The sequence below is a fragment of the Virgibacillus kimchii genome, from assembly GCF_055379185.1.
Genome location: NZ_AP043951.1, coordinates 1,913,706 through 1,933,012, shown reverse-complemented (window position 1 = coordinate 1,933,012; position 19,307 = coordinate 1,913,706). Strand labels below are relative to the sequence as shown.

Genomic DNA, 19,307 nt, shown 5'->3' with positions numbered 1-19,307 from the left:
TTATATTGATTATATTTAATCACTTTGTAGACAGTCTGAAGATGATAACAACATTCATACGAAACTTTACGGTAAAATCCTCTTAGTGATTGCTGTATTCATTTCTTAATAAAAAACTGAACTATGAAGGAATCCACCTTCATAGTTCAGTTAACAATTCAACCCAGACGGTCTTTCCCAACTCATCGAATTACCCGTTCTTCCTCTTCATTCTCATACCTAATAACTCTACTCATTTCCCGCTCCATATGCGCATCCGTATTTTTCTTCCCATATTTAGACATAGATACCATATATAAAATGGCTCCTAATACCGTCCAGCCAAAGATAATCATCCATTCGTAAGGCCAGACAAGTGAGGAAGGCATACCCGGGAAGTATAAAACAGCTACTCCTATCGACATAAATGTAGCAATCCAGCCAATTGTTGTGCCGCCTTTCAACTTGAATGGGCGATCCATATGAGGTTCTTTTTTGCGTAAAATAATAAAAGAAATGGCAACCATCAGCCATGCGACAACCAGCCCTAATCCACCTGCATCAACAAACCAAACCAGTGCAGGCCGACCCAGTAATGGAGCCAATGTGGATAAAACGGCTATCAATAATATGGCTTTATGTGGTGTATTATATTTCGGGTGCAGTTCACCTAAAGCCTTCGGAAGCATACCTGCCTTTGCAAGTGCATAGATCGCACGGCTTCCCCCTACATAAAATCCGATCCAACTAGTTAAAATACCTCCAATTCCTCCAAGTACAAGAATGTTCCCCATCATCTGACTGCCTCCAAATGCTTTGGCCATGGCGTCTGCTGTTACAAGGTTTGATACAGCCATTTCTGAAGGAGTCATTACCATGGAAACGCCAAAAATAATGGCTATATACCATATGACCGCAAGCATGACCGATAAAATGAGCAGCTGGCCTATTCTTTTTTTGGGCAGATTTATTTCTTCAGCCGCCTGAGGGATGACATCAAATCCAACAAACATGAAAGGTGTCATGATTACCACGACTAAAATTCCGGAAATGCCAGTTGCAAATAGCGGATCCATTGTTTGAATGTTGCCGGAAACCCCGCTTCCGGTAATCAGCAATATACCGGCTATAATAATTAATGCTGTTAAAATAAAATTAATTGCTGTTGAGAGTTTAATTCCTCTGTAATTAATCCAGGCAATTAAAATCGATCCCAGCATACCCACGCCAGCCCAAGTGATTGTTACATCCCAGCCTGAAATAGTATATAAGTATCCTACGCTGTAATTCGGAATTAAGTATTCAAATACAGTAGGAAGCGCAACTGCTTCAAAGGCTATAACAGAAACATATCCAAGAATTACTGCCCATGTGGCAATGAATGAGGCAACCCTTCCCATTGCTTTAAAAGTATAAAATAATTCGCCCCCGGCAAGCGGGATAGACGAAGCTAATTCGGAATAGGTAAGACCTACTAAAATTACCAAAGTACCACCGATTGCAAATGCAACAATTGCTCCTAACGAACCTGCTTCAGAGATCCAAAGTCCTGTTGTAACTACCCATCCCCAGCCAATCATAGCACCAAAGGCAAGAGCCAAAACATCTCTGTTTCCGAGTATTTTTAATAAATTTTGATTTTTCACCAGTTCTCCCCCTTGTTTAATTTAGTTTTACAAGTGATGTTTAGACCAATATGCTGTTGATGTTTTTTTCTACCTCTGTTAACGCATCGTGCAACCTTTCTATCAATGTATTAATCTGCAATGCATTTATTACTAAAGGAGGTGCAAAACAAATGATATTAGACCCTTCATAGGTTACCGCCCTGCAAATCACACCACGCTGATGAAGTGCTTCAATTGCTTTAGGTGCTACTTGTAATTCAGATGGAAATGGTGTATTTGCTTTGTGGTCTTTTACAAGTTCAACGGCTCCCAGGAGACCAAGCGTACGAACATCTCCAACTATATTCACATCATTCTTCATGTCTTGAAAACCTTGCAGTAATTTTTCTCCCATTTTTTTGGAGTTTTCCACTAAATTGTCACGTTCCATAATTTCAATATTTTTCATTGCTACAGCTGCTGCGGCAGGGTGGCCGCTGTATGTATAGCCGTGGAATAAAGTACCTTCCGACTTCTCCTTAAAAACTTCATGTATTTGATCAGATACGATTACACCGCCAAGTGGGATATATCCACTCGTAACTCCTTTGGCAAAGGTGATTAAGTCGGGTGTTACTTCCCAATGTTCCACTCCGAACATTTTCCCTGTTCGTCCAAACCCAGTGATCACCTCATCGGCAATATATAAGATGCCAAACTCATCGCATAGTTTACGTATTTCCTGAAGAAAGTCTTTTGGTGGGATTAGTACTCCCCCTGCGCCTTGCACTGGCTCTGCAATAAAAGCTGCGATCGTTTCGGATCCTTCTTCTGCAATCAAATTGCGAAGAGAATCAATGGTTGCCTGAGTATCATGCATGTAGGGTGACTCAGCATGATACATGTCTTTCATCATATGTCCGGCCATTTTCCAAAATTCCGGTATCCCTGTAGCGCTTGTTGATCCTGCAGCAACCCCGTGGTAACCCCGTTTCAATGCAATGATTTTCTTCCTTTCCGGTTTGCCTTGTATTCTCCAGTAATGCCGAACCAGCTTAATTGCAGTATCATTCGACTCCGAACCACCAGAAGTGAAAAATACTGCATTCAATTTGGCTGGTGATAAGGAAGAAATCTTTTCAGCTAGTTTAATTGCAGGTTCATGACTAAACGTTGAAAATGTTGAGCTGAATGCAAGCTTTTTCATTTGGGCTGCAGCTGTGTCAGCAAGCTCTTCACTGCCATGACCAATATTCACATTCCATAATGAAGACATAGCATCAATGAAAACGTTACCATTATTATCAGTTAAATATATACCATCTCCTTTTTCTGCAATTATTTTTGGCCCCATCTTCTGTTGTTGTTGAATCGATGAAGTAGGATGGATAAAATGCTTTTTGTCTAATTCGATTAGATTTTCCATAAAAACTGCCTCCTTAATCAGTTAATTAAAAAAACCAGCAATATATACAGGAGAGTAAGAAATATGGTTCTCCTGTAAATACTACTGGTTTCATCTAAGGTTTGCTCTATTGCGGGTAAAGTGAATAGAGTCAATTAGATAAAGAGCTTTATATTTTTCAGTTATTTCTAAATTTAGCATAAGTAAAGATTTCTGTCAATGACTTTTATAATTGGAGAGCTTAATATAATCACTCATCACAAAAATAAGAATTCTAATTACAATTCTTTATTAGACGAATTAAATCATATGAATTCACCTGTTAAGAAAAAATCAACAGCCTCTAAGTATGTCTGTAAATATTAGTATTTTTCTCAAGATCTATATTATTGGAGGAACAGGGCCCTCTAATTATATATAAAGTCATCTAATCTTGTAACCTTATTTATATTCAATCTATAATCCAATAATTGCAACAGGTCGGGCCCAAGCTCCACTTGCTTGTGAGATATTAACCGGAAATGCTGCAATTTTAAAACCATTCGGAGATGGCAAGCGATCTAAGTTTGCTAGTTTTTCAATTTGACAATATTCTAATTCTTTTCCAACATAATGTGCAGCCCATATTATGTTAGGGTCACCTGTCTTCTTATACTGCTCGGCTTGAACTTTGAAAGGAGTGTCCCATCCATAAGCATCAGTTCCCATCACTTTTATTCCTTGGTGAATCAGAAACCTTGTTGCAGCTGCAGACATGCCCGGGTGAGTCTCTGCATAGTCAGGGCTATATAGGTTTTTATCACTACCAGTACGGATTAATACTATTTCCTTAGGTTTAAGTTTATGATTAATCCTTTTCAGCTCTTGAATAATTTCATCCATAGTTATTTCCGTTCCAGGCTCTTTCCAAGTAAAGTCCAATACTACCCCGTTTCCAAAAAACCAATCCAAAGGTAATTGATCCACAGTCTTTGCAGGTTTATTGCCTGTATTAAACCAATAATGATAAGGAGCATCAATATGAGTACCGGTATGCGTTGAGAGGGTTATCTTTTCTGTAGCCCAAGCCTTTCCCTCTGGCCAATTTTCTGGTGCTATACCAAAAGCATTTGCTGCTCTATTTACTGATTCACTATGATTCATATAAGAAATGTCTGGTGGAAATGGTTCTTGTGAATTATTGTCCATAGGTACGCTCAGATCAATGATTTGAATTGTCATACAATCACCTCATTTTAATTATTAGATATTAAATCCATTAGCATATAGTATGCTCTTGTTTTATGTTCAACCATTATATCTTTTGCTAGTAAAGCATCGCGTTTTTCAAGTGCCTTAAATATTTTCTTATGTTCTTTAATAGATTTTTTATAATCCTCTACGGTTTGAAATATGGCCGGGTAGCGTTTTGAATTATCCCATAAATCTGAGATAATCGTAAACATTCTCTTATTATTTGCATGGAGATAGATATACTCGTGAAACTCTCGGTTTAGTTTGTCATATTCTTCTAAATTATTAATACCCTCGCTTCTTAATAAGATTTCTTGTAGGTGTTTTAAATTTGAGTTAGATAAGTTGTCAACTGCTAATTCGGTAGCAAGGCCTTCTAGATTAATACGTAATTCAAATATTTCTCTTACATCTTCTGGAGAAATTGATTTTACCATCGCTCCTACATGCGGGAGGGATTCTAAGTATCCTTCTGAAACTAACTGTTGTATTGCTTCCCGGACAGGTATTTCACTAACGTTATATCGTTGAGCTAATTTAGTGATAATTAAACGTTCATTGGGTTTTAGTATCCCTTCCATAATATCTTTCCTTAACAGCTCATAGGCTAATACTTTTTTAGTTATCTTTTTTTTAACGGTCATAAAAAGGTCCTCCATATCAAGATCTAATTTATATTATATACACATCTTTAAAAAGTTATCAATTAATAAATTACAATTTTTTAAAAAAACTAATTATATATTATTGACAAAATAATATATTACGTTTAATATACATCACAAGGTGAGGTGTATAAAAATTGAAATTTGTAAGATTTATTCTAAGGGAAGATGTCTATAAAAATGAACGTCTAGGGATATTAACAGAGGAGGGGGTAGTTGATTTACAGTCTGCCTATAAAAATTGGTTGGAATTAAACAAAAACTGTTCTGCCAAATCTGCTAGAACAATCTCTGAAATTATCTTTTCAGATGATTTGGTTAACTTTTTAAATTATGGTGATCTTTCTCTAGAATACACAAGAATAATTTTAGAAGACAAATTTCTATGTGAAAAGTTTTCTTTCTCAGAGGATAAGATCATTTTATTGGCTCCCATAACCAATCCACCGGGAATACGTGATTTCATATCTTTTGAAGAACATATTAAAAATACAAGAAAGAAAAGAAATTTAGAAGTGCCACCTAAGTGGTATGAGATACCAGCTTACTACAAAGGAAGTACAGCAACCATAAAAGGACCTGATGAGAATATTATTTGGCCTAATTACACAAGAAAGTTGGATTATGAGCTAGAAATTGCTTGTATTATTGGTAAAAAAGCTGAAAGTATATCAAGAGAACAGGCAGGTGAGTACATATTTGGTTATACAATCATGAATGATTTTAGCGCAAGAGATATTCAAATGGAAGAAGTGTCAATTGGATTGGGACCAGCTAAAGGAAAAGATTTTGCTACATCTTTAGGTCCGTATATAGTAACCAAAGATGAGTTTTCCAATCTTTATGACCTAAAAATGTCTGCTTTTGTTAATGGAGAAAAATGGAGTGAAGGTTCTACCAAAACTATGTTCAGAAAATTCGATGAATTAATTGAGTATGCCTCAAAATCTGAAAAGTTACTGCCAGGAGATATTTTAGGATCGGGAACAGTCGGATTAGGGTGTGGCTTAGAACTTGATCGTTTTCTAAAACCCGGGGATGTTGTTGAATTAGAAATTGAAAATATTGGGAAGTTGAAGAACAAAATTATAAAAACATAAACGGAGGAAAAAGCTATGCGAAAGTATTTGATTTTATTGAAACTATTGTTAGTTACTTTGATTTTCATGGTTGCATGTGGTTCAACAGAAAATTCAGGTGCAGAAAAAGATGTACTAGTTTTAAAGACCAGTTCTCAAGCTCCGCCTTCTTCTCCTTTCTCTGAGGGCTTTGATGCGTTATTAGATGAAGTGGAAGAGCGGTCTGACGGGAAAATAGAGTTTGAAAGGTATTATTCAGAGTCCTTGGCTAAAGCAGACAATAAATTGAATGCGCTTTCTACAGGGGTGGCTGATGTTGCTGTATTTGTGCCTACTTATTCCCCAGGTAAGACGCCATTAGCAACAATTTCATCCAACCCAGCTGTATGGGAGGATTCCTGGGTAGGCGCAAAAGCAATAAATGAACTTTACCGAAATACACCTGAAATGCAAGAAGAATTAGAGAAGGAAAACGTAAAATGGATAGGCCAATATGCTTTACCTAGTTATTACGTGATTTCTACTACAGATGTGTCTAGTTATGACGATTTAGAAGGGTTAAGATTGATTGCAACAGGTCAGATGTCGATTCTTGCTGAAGAACTCGGAGCTACATCTGTAGGAATGCCAATTACAGATGCGTATGATGCTATGCAAAGGGGAACAATTGACGGTGCAATCTATGGTTATACCTCGTCAGTAACTTATGGATTAGAGGAAGCAGCTGAATCAGTATGGGAACTACCTGTAGGTAGTACTGGTGGATTAATAGGAATGAATATGGATTCGTGGAATGAATTACCCGAAGATATTCAAGAATTATTTCAAGAGGTAGCTTCAAATACCCACCCAGAAGCATATCATGAGATATATCAAATAGAAGGAGATCAGGAAGCAATAGCACAGTTTGAGTCACAAAATGTGAAATTTAATAATGCTTCTCAAGAAGATATAGAAACGTTAAATAAAATTGCTGAAGAAGCAGTCTGGGAAACATGGATTAAAGAACAGGAAGAGAGAGGCTTGCCTGGCCGAGAAATTATGGATAGTCTCATAGAATTAGTTGAAAAATATAGTGAGGAAAATCCATATGAACAGTAAAGTATAGGTGGTATCAGGGTTTCAACCCTGATTCCCACTTTATAATAGAACCAGGGAGGAAAGAAAATGGAGAAGAAAGTGTCTTTTTTCTCAGCAATTCTTAGAAAAGTAGAGATTATTTTGGCACTATTAGCAGGGGGAATAGTTATTTTTACAATGATTCTAGTTTCCCTTGATGTTTTCTTGCGTAATTTCTTTAACAGTCCTATACCTGGAGTTTATGAAATGGTTGGTTTTCTCTTTGTATCGGCTGTTGCCTTAGGTTTATCTTATACCCAGGCAGAAAGGGCACATATAAACATAAATATAGTAACAAGATATTTTTCAGGGAAGTTTCAAAAGTTTATTGTTTCTTTCGGTTATTTGATAGGGATAATAGTTCTAGTTATTCTTGTGTGGCAAAATGCCACAGAATCTTGGGGTTCTTTTGTGGTCCAAGACTTTACAATGGGGATAGTTCGTTTTCCTCTTTGGCCTGCAAAGGCGACTTTAACCCTTGGGTTAGGGGTTTTATTAATTAGATTTGTTTATGATTTTATCACTATTATAAAAGATAAAAAATTTGAAGAAGACCACTTTTAATATATGGATTAGGGAGGGAAGATATTGAGTTCAGAGATGATTGGTTGGATAGGAATCATTGTAATGTTAATATTACTCTTTGCAAGAGTTCATGTTGCCTTTGTGCTTGCATTTGTGGGCTTCTTAGGTTATTGGTATATTAATGATCTAAATTCAGCATTGAGTATTATGGGTGATACACTTTATTCAGTTATAAATAATTATAATTTTAGCGTTGTACCTTTATTTTTGCTTATGGGATACTTTGCTTTTTATTCTGGTATTGTTAGTCAATTATTTAATTCTTCAAAGAAATGGGTTGGCCATTTTCCTGGTGGCTTAGCTCAAGCTACAGTTGTAGGGGGGGCGGGTTTTGGAGCTGCCTCAGGTTCAGGTTTTGCTTCAACTGCCACCTTAGCACGAATAACAATTCCTGAAATGATAAAGTCTGGAGTAGATCCTAAATTGGCATATGGGGTAGTGGCATCTGTTGGACCGTTAGCTCAAATGATCCCACCTAGCATTATGATGATTATGTTTGCAATTATTGCAGAACAACCTATCTCAAGCCTACTAATTGGTGGTATTTTCCCCGGGTTATTGGCTGCTGGAATTTATATGTTAGTAATAATAATCTTAGTAAAAAGGAAACCGAGCTTAGCACCTGTAATGAAAAAAGCGTCAATAAAAGAACGGTTTGTTTCTCTGAAAAATATTTGGGGCTTTGTATTATTGGCGTTAATAATCATAGTAGGTATATATTCAGGGATATTTACAGCTACAGAAGCAGGAGCCATTGGAGCTTTAGCAGCTTTAATTTTAACTTTAGTAACAAAACGGTTTAATACAAGTGTGCTTAAAGATTCCATTTTACAAACGATTAAAACCTCCAGTATGGTATTTCTTATTGTTGGGAGTGCCTTTATATTTGGTTATTTTTTAGGTATTACAAGAATACCCGTAAATTTATCGGAATTTTTAGTTTCATTGGATGTTCCCAGGATTTATATATTGATAGGAATTATCATTATGTATCTAATTTTAGGGATGTTTATGGACATGCTTGCAGCTATGTTTTTGACTTTACCAATTATACTCCCCTCTGTAATCGCTTTGGGGTATGATCCAATATGGTTCGGTGTATTATTGGTATTTATTGCAGAAGTTTCTTTAGTTACACCACCTTTTGGCTTAAGTCTTTTTATTATTAAAGGAAGTGTCCCAAACGCTGACATAAGTGATGTAATACGAGGCAGTATACCTTTTATTTTGGGTGGCTTTTTGGTGATAATATTATTAATAATTTTTCCGGAAATAGTCACATTTTTACCTAGTATGATGAATTAAATTGCTTCTTCACTATTTAGTCTAATGTTTCATAAAGCTGCCTATAAGGTAATGCTATTTAATTTCTTGGGACCTGACTGCGTTATGAAAACTTATCAAGATTAGTATGAATATTCCAGTTTGCCTTAGAAATATCTGATAAGTAAACAGCCTCCTAAAAGAGGCTGTTTACAATTGAAATTATTTATGATTCTACCTAAAAATAGAATTAGGCAAAAACGCAGACACCAAACAATTCGGCTGATTTACAATTTCACTGATCCGCAAGTCCACAGCAAGACTGCAAAGCATATAAGCCTCCACTTCACTCATCCGATACGTGTCCACCAAATGCTCAATCATATACCGAATGGCATTTTGAGCGGCTTTATACAGATTTTCCCCGTGTCCTGTCGTTACATAATATCCTCTGCTGTCTGCTTCAGGCGTAGGCGGCCCTGGGATCTCGTACCTTGGTTCCGCGATGGATTTTCCTTTATGCAGCTTAAAACGCACTGTCGTTTCCATCGAAGCTTCCACAGCAGTACCGCAAACTTCGCCGTCCCCCATGACAGCATGGGTATCCCCAATGGAAAATAATGCGCCCTCTACCCAAACCGGGAGATACAGCTTCGTACCACGGGTCAGGTGGCGGGTATCCATATTTCCACCGTTTTTTCTGGGAGGGACGATGCTATGGTTGCCAGGTTCCGGCAAAGCAACGCCAACCGTTCCCGGGAAAGGCTTCATGAACAGGTCGATGCCATCAAGGAATTCCATTTTATTTTTTCCGGTGAGATCGAACGTCTTAATGGCAGGTTCTTTAAAGTCATCTGCAAGCAGCCCAAACCCCGGGATTAGTGCAGTCCATCCCCAATCGAGCTGGGTAAAATTGAGCATTTCAACTTCCAAAGTGTCCCCGGGCTCAGCTCCTTTTATATAGATGGGGCCTGCTACAGGATTAATTTTCCCGAAATCCAGGTTTTCGACATCTTTTTTTGTGGATTGCTTTGTAAATTGTCCGCCGGAAGCTTCTGTCAGTTCATACGTAATGGTCTGGCCAGAATCCACTTCAGCAATCGGTTTTAAAGAATTATCCCAACCGACGTGGCTGTGGGATTCAAAATCGTGAATGGTCATATACGGGTGATTGTGTTGGTGAATGCTCATGTTTACATGTCTCCTTTACAATAAAGTAATAATATTTGGTATAATGAAATGACTCAGTAATAAAAATTGCCAGAAACTAAAGTGCAATAAAACGATGAAACTATGTTTTTTTATAACTTTTCTTATAATGATAGTCTACTGTTTACCAGGCTTATAATCAAATAAACATATACACGTGAAAGGCGCCGAAAAAATGACCAACACCACAACAAGCAAAACAAAACAACCATTTCAATCAAACAGTAAAACCGTCTATCCAATTCTATTCATCATCGGAATATGCCACCTATTGAATGACACGCTTCAGGCTGTCATTCCTGCGATGTTTCCCATCCTGGAAAATTCACTGGGTCTGACATTTACGCAGCTGGGCTTTATCGCATTCACGTTAAATATGGTAGCTTCTGTCATGCAGCCTGTCGTTGGCATGTATACGGACAAGCGGCCGATGCCTTATGCTTTGCCGATCGGTCTTGCCAGCAGCATGGTTGGCATGTTCGGTTTGGCTTTGGCGCCGAATTTTTGGGCCATCCTCGTGAGTGTATTATTTATCGGCCTCGGTTCTGCCGTATTTCATCCGGAAGGCTCAAGGGTGGCATATCTCGCAGCAGGTCCGCGCAGAGGATTGGCTCAATCAATCTATCAGGTTGGCGGCAATTCGGGCCAGGCACTGGCACCGGTCATTACTGCACTTGTCCTGGTGCCGCTTGGTCAGTTTGGTGCGATATGGTTTACGCTGATTGCCGGGTTGGCAGTGGTTTTCTTAATGTATATTGCCAGGTGGTATCAGACACAGGTCGGTCATCCGGTAAAAGTGAAAGCACCAAAGGCTGGTAATGAACGGGATAAAAATCTGTCGAAAGCAATAAAAGCTGCACTCATTGTCCTTATATTTATCGTTTTTGCCCGCTCCTGGTACCATAGTGTTATTGCCAATTTCTATGCATTTTTTGCGATTGATAACTACGGAGCAACGATAGCCCAATCTCAGGGGTATATCTTTACTTTCCTGCTGGCGGGGGCGGTCGGAACGTTTCTTGGCGGTCCGTTTGCGGATCGGTTCGGCAAGCGGAATGTCATTTTATTTTCCCTGCTGGCTGCTGCTCCACTGGCGCTTATTCTGCCATTTGCCGGGCCGGTAATGGGGATTGTTTTACTTGCATTGATTGGTGTCATTGTGCTGTCCAGTTTTTCGGTAACTGTCGTCTACGCCCAGGAATTAATTCCCGGGAAAATCGGGACGATGTCCGGGCTCATCGTCGGTTTGGCGTTTGGTATGGGGGCCATCGGTTCTGTCGTGCTCGGTACTTTGATTGATTTCATCGGTCTTACGCCTACGATGATTGCTACTGCATTTCTTCCGCTTTTTGGGCTGCTGGCATTCTTATTACCGACGGATGAGAAGATCAGGGAGTGGTACAGGTGATGGGGGGCGATCACCCTCCCCCTTAAAACGCCTGCTCCATTTCTCTGATTCTCCGGTAAAGTTCATCATTCACCGGCGTCTCCACGCCATGTTTTTTGCCCATTTCGATCACCGTTCCCGCAAATAATTCCAGCTCACTTTTTCGTTTAGCTTCGGTGTCCTGGCGCATCGATGGTTTGCCTTGCGGGCTGAGTTTTCCAATTACATCAAGCCAATACTGTACATCCTCTTCGCCTAAATTTATCACTTCATACCTGGAAAGTGTCATGACCTCCCGCATGGCGGAAATCATCATATCCCGCGCTTTTCCTTCTTTTTGAATTTCCCCGTAATCACTTGCAAATACAGCGACCGTCTGATTCACTCCAACATTGAGCATAAATTTGCCCCATTGGCGTTTGATCATATTTTCATCCAGCTCATATGGCATATCCATTGCTTTGAAAAAGTCGGCAATCCGCTTTACTTTTGGTGTATCAATTCCTTCTTTTTCACCAAAAACAAGTGTGCCGAAATTATGATAGCTCTGGCGGTTTCCTTCTTTCACCGCATCCATTCCCTGTGCCACGCAATATAATAGTTTATCAAAACCAAAATATGTACCAATTGCCTCTTCACTGGTAATGCCATTTAACGTGGACAGAAAGACCGTATTTTCCCCAACATGGTTTTTCGCAGCATGGATGGCATCCTGCAGTCCATTGTACTTTACGGCAAAAATAATTAAGTCCGCAGGCTCCACGTTCTGTTCAGGAGTGACATATTGAAAATCGCAAAGCTCCCCGTTGCAGTAAATTCCTTCGCGCTCATACTTTTCAATACGCTCCTGATCCGCAATAATCCGCAAGTTTTCTTTCGGCATCTTTTTCGATAAATGGTGTCCATATAAAACACCCAACGCACCCAATCCAATAATAGATACATTTTTCACTTCCATAAAAAATCCTCCCCTTTGTGCCGTTATGTAAAAAAGACTCTCTATTCCTGAGAGTCTTTTAAGCCTTTTCTGATGAGCATCCTGATAGCTTCATTATGTGATTGAATATTGTTTTCTTCCTGAAAGGCTTTGATTTCCTCCACTAAATCGTTGGGGAACATAACGAATGCACTGATTGTCCGATTTTTCGCAGGCATTTCTTCACCTCATATTAATTATGGACCAAAAAGGTTTAAATAGCAAGGGAACAGGGTTTGCGGCTGATAAAACAAATAGGAAGTTTGCAGATCACCCTGCAGACTATTATAATTTAACATAGATTACATAAAACAATATAGAAAGGTATTTTGCCATGAAAATAACAATCGCAGGAACCGGCTATGTCGGTCTGTCCAATGCTGTTCTTCTGGCACAGCAGAATGAAGTTATTGCGCTGGATGTTGATGAAGAAAAAGTAAAGATGATCAATGATAAAATTTCTCCCATTGTTGATGAGGAAATTCAGCAATTTTTAAAGGAAAAAGATTTGAACCTGACAGCTACGACGGATACAAAACAGGCGTATAAAGAAGCGGAGTATGTTGTCATTTCCACGCCAACGAATTATGATCCCGACCAGGATTACTTTGATACAAGTACAGTGGAAAATGTGATTGAAACTGTTCTATCCATAAATCCGGATGCGGTCATGGTCATTAAGTCGACGATCCCGGTTGGATATACGGAATCGGTGAGGGAAAAATACAATACGGAAAATATCATTTTCTCTCCGGAATTCTTAAGGGAAGGTAAAGCACTTCATGATAATCTGTATCCATCCCGGATCATTGTCGGTGAGCAGTCGGAAAGAGCAAAGACATTTGCGGGTTTGCTGGCCCGGGGGGCGGTAAAAGAGGGTATACCTGTTCTTTTCACTGACTCCACAGAAGCCGAGGCAATTAAACTATTTGCGAATACATATCTTGCCATGCGGGTGTCTTTCTTTAATGAACTGGATACATATGCGGAAATGAAAGGGTTGAATGCACAGCAGATTGTCGAAGGAATCGGACACGACCCAAGAATTGGGGATCATTACAACAATCCATCCTTTGGCTACGGCGGGTATTGTCTGCCGAAAGATACGAAGCAGCTCCTCGCCAATTTTGACGGCGTGCCGAATAACATCATCCAGGCGATTGTGGATGCAAACAGCACCAGGAAAGATCATGTTGCCGAACAAATTATGAAACAAAACCCAAAAACTGTTGGCATCTACCGGCTCACGATGAAAACTGATTCCGATAATTTCAGGCAATCCGCTATTCAGGGTGTCATCGAACGGCTTAAAGAAAACAGGGTGGACATTGTTATATATGAACCGTCGCTGAAGGAAGATACTTTTGAAGGGTTTAAAGTAATACAGGATTTTGAAGCATTTAAAAATACAGCCGATGTCATCGTAGCCAATCGTCTGTCCGATGAGTTAAAAGAAGTGAGGGAAAAAGTGTACACAAGAGATCTGTTCAGCAGGGATTAGTAAAATAGAGGGTGCAGGTAACTTGTCTCCGTAATTGTATTTTGCGAATTTGGGACGCGGTACCTGGGGCTGCGCTAAATGCCCGCCCACCGAAAAAAATGTCTCTCCTTCCCTCTTGTTTATTAAATAGTATCTTATGGAATAATAATCCTAAGAGGTGGATAAAAATGTTGAATTCAAAATCCCTGTTAATGGTGCTGTTTCTTTTAAGTTTTACCTTCATACTGGCAGCTTGTGCAGACGAGACATCTACAGAGAATGGAACGGATGAAAATGGCTCAGGAGAAAATGAAGAGGAAAGTACAGGAGAGGAGGCGGCCGAAATTTCAAAAGATGGGTTGGTTTATGCGTTAACACCTGTATCCGTGTCAGCCGAAAATACTGTGTATGAATTTACGATCACCAATGAAAGTGACGAAGAAAAAGAACTTTCTTTCAATACAAGCCAGCGTTATGAATATGAACTGCGGGATCAGGATCAGGAACTGGTCAAACGTTTTTCCGACGGGATGGCATTTATGCAGGTGCTGGAGGATATTGATCTGCCTGCCGGAGAATCGCTGAGCTATGAACTGAAGCTTCCCGAACTGGAGCCCGGGGAATACACGTTGACAGCTTATTCAGTAGCGAAGAGTTTAAGCGGGAATCAGGTAAATGTGACATTTACGGTTGATGAGTAACAAATCAAAAAAATTCAGATTAGGCTCACCTGCGTAAAGGTGGGCTTTTTGTAATGCATAAAATAGGTAAAAAGAATCACCGGTCATTTATAAAACGGTACTTTTTTACCTTAGGAAAAACTGGAAATTATTTTACAATAGTTGGTAATTGGTTTAACTTAATGAGGTGAAAGAGTGGGTGAACGGTCTGTATCCAATGGATGCACAGAACGGTACTACTTTGAAGAATGTAAAAAATACAAGGCAGATATCAATCTATTAAGCAGAGAGAAAGAGATTTGCAGACCGTGATTACCAGCATGGAAACCAAAGTAGAGAAAAAAACTGGGTAATTTTTCTGGAAAATAACCTGACATCTCAACAATGAAGATGAAAGATTTTATATAACAAAGAAGAAAGGAACTGCTGAATAATGAGTAAAGAGATTAAACTGGAAGACGCACCTGTTCAACAATCACTAAACGAATTAAAAAATAAGATTGAAACAATGGAAACTGCTATTTCCAAGAACAATTCGGGAGACAGTTCTATAGACGTAGCGGTTAAGCTTCAGCAGATGAAACAGCAGCTGGAACTTATTAATATGACCTATCAAACTGCACTTCGGGAAAATACGGAATCGGCAAATCTTGTAAAAGAAAAGCTGAAGGAAACAGATCAAACTGCGGCTTCTTCTTTTCAGCTTTTAAAATAAGGACAGATGGAAGGAGCGGGAGTGGTGAATGTATGAATCTATAAAACAGGATAGGGGATATCATTTCCCGGTTTTCATCGAGGAGAGCAATGAGGTCGAAAAGTTTATAAGGAATGAATTGTATAAGGGATCCATTATCTGTAAAAAATTTTTGGCTAAGTGAAAATTACGTTAAAGCTTGTCTAGATATAAAGTGATCGTAATAAAGTCTTACGGAAAACCGATACCTGAATCTAAGGTATCGATTTTTCCTGTTTAATCATTTTGTAGGCGTCTTATAATCCTGAATATTTAAAATACCTATAATCGTCGGGTATTTTTTTGGTTGTGGGGACTATACAATTAGGTAAATATATAACATCAGGAAGCTGGTTTAGTAAGGATCAGCTGAAAAGGGGGTTTTGCTCAATAGATTTGAAATTATGGGTGGCTGCCCTGGGAATTACAGATCACTGCATACACGTATATCAAAGAATGAATAGCCATTCATTTTTATAATTTTAAATGTGGAGGGGTATTATGAATGCAATCCGATTGTTTATGGAAGAACTGAGAGCCTTGCTCAAAGGAAGAGCTGTCATCATATCGGTTCTTGCTGTTATTCTTGTCCCATTGGTTTTTGTTGGAATTCTGTTATCTCCAAAATGGGGACCTTATGATAATTTGGACAATCTGCCGGTTGCTGTTGTAAACAACGATCTTGGTGGAGAGTCTTTTGGTGAACCATTGAATGCCGGCGATGATTTAGTTGCCAACTTGAAAAGTAATAGGGAATTAGGTTGGGATTTTGTTACATCGGAGGAAGCACAAAGAGGATTAGACAATATGGAATATTTTATGGTTATTGAAATCCCGGAAAACTTCTCTGAAAATGTCACTACTGTATTGGATGACTCCCCTCAGAGAGCGGAACTTAATTATATTCAGAATGAAGGCTTGCACTTTATGGCCAGACAGGTTACGGATAGTGCAATTGAGACTGTTCATTCGCAATTATCTACAGAAGTGACACAAACATATGTTGAAAGTCTCTTTTCTCAACTTGGTGAAGTAACAGACGGATTTGATGAAGCAGCTGATGGATCAGGCCAAATACATGATGGTACGATTCAACTGAAAGACGGTACAACAGAAATATTGGATTCTTTGAATGAAAGTTCTGATGATATTTCAGAGCTGGCTGATGGTTCTAAAGAATTGGAAGATGGTACACAGGAAATCCTTAATTCTTTAACTGAAAGCGAAGGGGACATTGCAAGACTGGCTGAAGGCGCCATCGAATTAAATGATGGGACAGGAGAAATACTGCAAAACCTGACCGGTAATGCAGGTGATGTATCTGAACTGGCTTCAGGCGCTGAAGAAGTGAATGATGGGACAGCGCTCTTATTAAGTACACTTCGCGAGCAGTCCGGTGATATTCAGGAGCTTGCTGATGGAGCGCAGGAGCTGGAAAGTGGTACAGAGGATTTACAAGCTGGAGCTGAGCAAATATCTCAGGGACTGGCATCGGCTGAAGATGGAAGTGGAGAACTCGTTAATGGTCTCGAAGATCTTTCAGAAGGTGCCCAAGATCTTGCCCACGGAGTTAACAGAGCACTTGACGAATTGGATCCTTTACTTGATCTGTTAGAATTACTACCAGAACCGCCGGATGGTTTAGATGAGTTGGATAATCTGAGAGCAGGTGCCAATGAGTTAAATGAATATTTACAACCAGGAGGCAGTTTCTATGATGGTTTGCATGAATTGGACAGTGGTATAGAAGAATTAGTTGCCGGACACTCCGAATTACAAGCAGGTGTAAACGATCTCAACGACGGTGCCGGACAAATTACAGATGGTACTGCTGCTGTCAACAGCGGCTGGAATGAGCTGGAAGAAAATGTTGCGATATTACATGATGGTACTACTCAAATTGCTGATGGAACGGCCACAATAGAAACGGGCTGGTATGAACTGACTGATGGGGCAAACCAACTGCATGCCGGTGCCTCGGAAATTAATGAAGGAAATCAAACGGTGAATCAAGGCTGGCAGGAACTTACCGCAGGTGCAACCCAACTGCATGATGGGGCAGTACAGATAAGTGATGGGAATGAAACAGTTGAAACAGGCTGGAATGATTTGACTGATGGCGTTGTACAAGTAGATGATGGAGTAAGTGAACTGCAAACCGGAAGCAATGAATTACTTACAGGGTTAACAGAAGGTGCAGAAAGTGCAACTCAGCTGGATGTGAATAATGATAATATGACGATGTTTGCTTCCCCTGTAAATTTAAGTGGGGAAGCAATAAATGAATTTCAATATTACCGTGATTCAACGGTGCCATATATCATGTCATTAGCATTATTTGCAGGTGTTATTGCCATGTCCTTTATTGTTCACTTCAGAAGGCCAGCTGTTATGCCGGCGTCGGGTGCAGCATGGTTCCTAGGAAAAATATTGAACCTTTCAGCACTGGCCGTTTTACAAGCTGTCGTCATTTCCCTATTTGCATTACTCGTTTTACGGGTGCAGGTAGAGAGCAGTATTTTATTTATTCTATTCTCCATTGGAGTTAGCCTGACGTTTTTAATGATTGTCACTTTTCTGGTTGTTCTTGCAGGAAATATTGGCCGATTCATTGCACTGGCTGTAATCGTCCTGCAATTATCGATCACCGGGTCGGAGCTTCCCATTGCGATGCTGCCGGAAGGATTCCGTACCTTAAGCACTTACTTGCCATTGACCTATTCCATTGATGGTTACACAAGTATTGTCTCACTTGGCAATTTCTCTAATGTGTGGGCAAATGCTGGTATATTATTTATCTACTTTGCCGTATTTGCCATCTTAACCATGATAGTATTTCTGGCCAAATACAAGAAGGGCTTGCCTGAAAACGAAGTATTAACAACAAATGAAGAAGTGAGTTAATGGAATAGATTTTTTCCTATCCAAAGGAGGGGGAAGAGCTGCATAAAGTTCTTCGTCCTCTTTTTTAAACTTTCTTACTGCAAAAGATGAACTAAGGTTGTCACCTAAATGCTTGGTAATAATATGTATCATGTTTTTTACCTTACACTTCATACAATCTTCGTCATTCGTTGTAAGGCTACAGCGAATACCCGACATATTACGGACTATATTTTCTGTGTTGTAAAATTTATTCTGTATATATACGAATCAATTTCATAATAGAGAAGTTAGTATAGAAATCCGAACAAAGTTGATTTCCGCTCCAGACGGACGCTTTCCACGGGCTCTGCCTCAGCCTCCTCGCTACGCTGCGGGGTCTTCGGCTATCGCTGTTCCCGCTGGAGTCGCCGTCTTCCGCTCCAATCAACAGGCTAGCGTTCTGTATTATCAAATGATAACATATTTTTATTAATTAACGTTCGGATACTTAGTAAAAATAAGCAATTATGAAATTTACTAATACCATTAAAAATTTTTAAATTATTTGAGGAGGAAGAAGTAATGGCAGAACTAAGAGAAATTTTCCGGGAGATTGATACAGCGATTAATGCTGATCCAAGTTATGCAAAAGGGGTTGAAGCAATTTATCAATTTAACTTAGACGGGGATGAGTCTGGCACGTATCAACTCGTTTTAAAAGATGAAAATAGTTATGCAGCAGAAGGGGATGCTGAGACGCCTGACTGCACATTGAATATGAAAGCAGATGATTTCAAAAAGATGGTAAATGGTGAACTGAATGGGACGCAGGCATTTATGAGCGGACGTCTTAAAATTAAAGGTAATATGGGTCTCGCCTTAAAACTGCAGGATATTCTTACATCTTACAATCAGGCAGCAAAGTAATCAAGACATGGTTTTTCCAGAAGTCAGAGGAAAGGTTGGAAGAAATCGGCGAAACAGCCGATGATCTATACTTCTGCCTTGATTCGTAGAAAGATTGTATAGATACTTTCTTTTT

At 39.3% G+C, this 19,307-nt stretch carries 17 protein-coding genes; 10 read left to right on the top strand and 7 right to left on the bottom strand.

What is annotated here, in order from left to right:
• Positions 1-182: 182 nt before the first annotated feature.
• The 4 genes from ACZ42C_RS09615 to ACZ42C_RS09600 form a co-directional block, all read right to left on the bottom strand.
• Entirely contained in the window at positions 183-1,625 is a 1,443-nt protein-coding gene (locus tag ACZ42C_RS09615; RefSeq protein WP_461181117.1) for an APC family permease, read from the bottom strand.
• Positions 1,626-1,665: 40 nt separating this feature from the next.
• Positions 1,666-3,012, bottom strand: a complete 1,347-nt coding sequence (locus tag ACZ42C_RS09610) for an aminotransferase family protein (protein WP_461181118.1) — start codon at positions 3,010-3,012, stop codon at positions 1,666-1,668.
• A 435-nt stretch (positions 3,013-3,447) separates the two neighbouring features.
• Complete coding sequence (locus ACZ42C_RS09605; RefSeq protein ID WP_461181119.1) at positions 3,448-4,212, bottom strand: cyclase family protein; 765 nt, start codon at positions 4,210-4,212, stop codon at positions 3,448-3,450.
• A 14-nt stretch (positions 4,213-4,226) separates the two neighbouring features.
• Positions 4,227-4,868: a GntR family transcriptional regulator gene (locus ACZ42C_RS09600; RefSeq protein ID WP_461181120.1), complete on the bottom strand. Its 642-nt coding sequence runs from the start codon at positions 4,866-4,868 to the stop codon at positions 4,227-4,229.
• A 158-nt stretch (positions 4,869-5,026) separates the two neighbouring features.
• On the opposite strand from ACZ42C_RS09600, the gene ACZ42C_RS09595 reads away from it, so the two are divergent.
• From ACZ42C_RS09595 to ACZ42C_RS09580, 4 genes are all read left to right on the top strand, one after another.
• Complete coding sequence (locus tag ACZ42C_RS09595; protein ID WP_461181121.1) at positions 5,027-5,989, top strand: fumarylacetoacetate hydrolase family protein; 963 nt, start codon at positions 5,027-5,029, stop codon at positions 5,987-5,989.
• Positions 5,990-6,004: 15 nt separating this feature from the next.
• Positions 6,005-7,069, top strand: a complete 1,065-nt coding sequence (locus ACZ42C_RS09590) for a C4-dicarboxylate TRAP transporter substrate-binding protein (protein WP_461181122.1) — start codon at positions 6,005-6,007, stop codon at positions 7,067-7,069.
• Positions 7,070-7,135: 66 nt separating this feature from the next.
• Positions 7,136-7,651 carry a TRAP transporter small permease gene (locus tag ACZ42C_RS09585; RefSeq protein ID WP_461181123.1) on the top strand — a complete coding sequence of 172 codons (516 nt, stop codon included), beginning with the start codon at positions 7,136-7,138 and terminating at the stop codon, positions 7,649-7,651.
• Positions 7,652-7,675: 24 nt separating this feature from the next.
• A complete protein-coding gene (locus ACZ42C_RS09580; protein ID WP_461181124.1) occupies positions 7,676-8,977 on the top strand; it encodes a TRAP transporter large permease in 1,302 nt (433 codons plus the stop codon).
• A 192-nt stretch (positions 8,978-9,169) separates the two neighbouring features.
• Here the strand turns inward: ACZ42C_RS09580 and ACZ42C_RS09575 are convergent, their stop codons facing one another.
• Positions 9,170-10,126, bottom strand: a complete 957-nt coding sequence (locus ACZ42C_RS09575; protein WP_461181125.1) for an acetamidase/formamidase family protein — start codon at positions 10,124-10,126, stop codon at positions 9,170-9,172.
• Between the two features lie 193 nt (positions 10,127-10,319).
• Here ACZ42C_RS09575 and ACZ42C_RS09570 point away from each other — a divergent pair, with 193 nt between their 5' ends.
• Positions 10,320-11,552, top strand: coding sequence for an MFS transporter (locus ACZ42C_RS09570; protein ID WP_461181126.1), 1,233 nt, complete (start codon positions 10,320-10,322; stop codon positions 11,550-11,552).
• A 22-nt stretch (positions 11,553-11,574) separates the two neighbouring features.
• On the opposite strand, the gene ACZ42C_RS09565 is transcribed toward ACZ42C_RS09570, so the two are convergent.
• The gene (locus tag ACZ42C_RS09565) at positions 11,575-12,489 is read right to left on the bottom strand and encodes a ketopantoate reductase family protein (protein WP_461181127.1); all 915 of its coding nucleotides are present in this window, start codon (positions 12,487-12,489) and stop codon (positions 11,575-11,577) included.
• Between the two features lie 41 nt (positions 12,490-12,530).
• Positions 12,531-12,686, bottom strand: a complete 156-nt coding sequence (locus tag ACZ42C_RS09560) for a ribbon-helix-helix domain-containing protein (protein ID WP_461181128.1) — start codon at positions 12,684-12,686, stop codon at positions 12,531-12,533.
• A gap of 155 nt (positions 12,687-12,841) precedes the next feature.
• Here ACZ42C_RS09560 and ACZ42C_RS09555 point away from each other — a divergent pair, with 155 nt between their 5' ends.
• The 5 genes from ACZ42C_RS09555 to ACZ42C_RS09535 all read left to right on the top strand — a co-directional run bounded on the left by ACZ42C_RS09555 (position 12,842) and on the right by ACZ42C_RS09535 (position 19,192).
• Positions 12,842-14,008 (top strand): nucleotide sugar dehydrogenase, encoded by a 1,167-nt coding sequence (locus ACZ42C_RS09555; protein ID WP_461181129.1) that lies wholly within the window; start codon positions 12,842-12,844, stop codon positions 14,006-14,008.
• Between the two features lie 167 nt (positions 14,009-14,175).
• Positions 14,176-14,688, top strand: a complete 513-nt coding sequence (locus ACZ42C_RS09550; protein ID WP_461181130.1) for a BsuPI-related putative proteinase inhibitor — start codon at positions 14,176-14,178, stop codon at positions 14,686-14,688.
• Positions 14,689-15,100: 412 nt separating this feature from the next.
• On the top strand, positions 15,101-15,382 hold the full coding sequence (locus ACZ42C_RS09545) for a DUF5344 family protein (RefSeq protein WP_461181131.1): 282 nt from the start codon (positions 15,101-15,103) through the stop codon (positions 15,380-15,382).
• A gap of 519 nt (positions 15,383-15,901) precedes the next feature.
• Positions 15,902-18,304, top strand: a complete 2,403-nt coding sequence (locus ACZ42C_RS09540; RefSeq protein ID WP_461181132.1) for a YhgE/Pip family protein — start codon at positions 15,902-15,904, stop codon at positions 18,302-18,304.
• Between the two features lie 543 nt (positions 18,305-18,847).
• On the top strand, positions 18,848-19,192 hold the full coding sequence (locus tag ACZ42C_RS09535; RefSeq protein ID WP_461181133.1) for an SCP2 sterol-binding domain-containing protein: 345 nt from the start codon (positions 18,848-18,850) through the stop codon (positions 19,190-19,192).
• Positions 19,193-19,307: the final 115 nt, after the last annotated feature.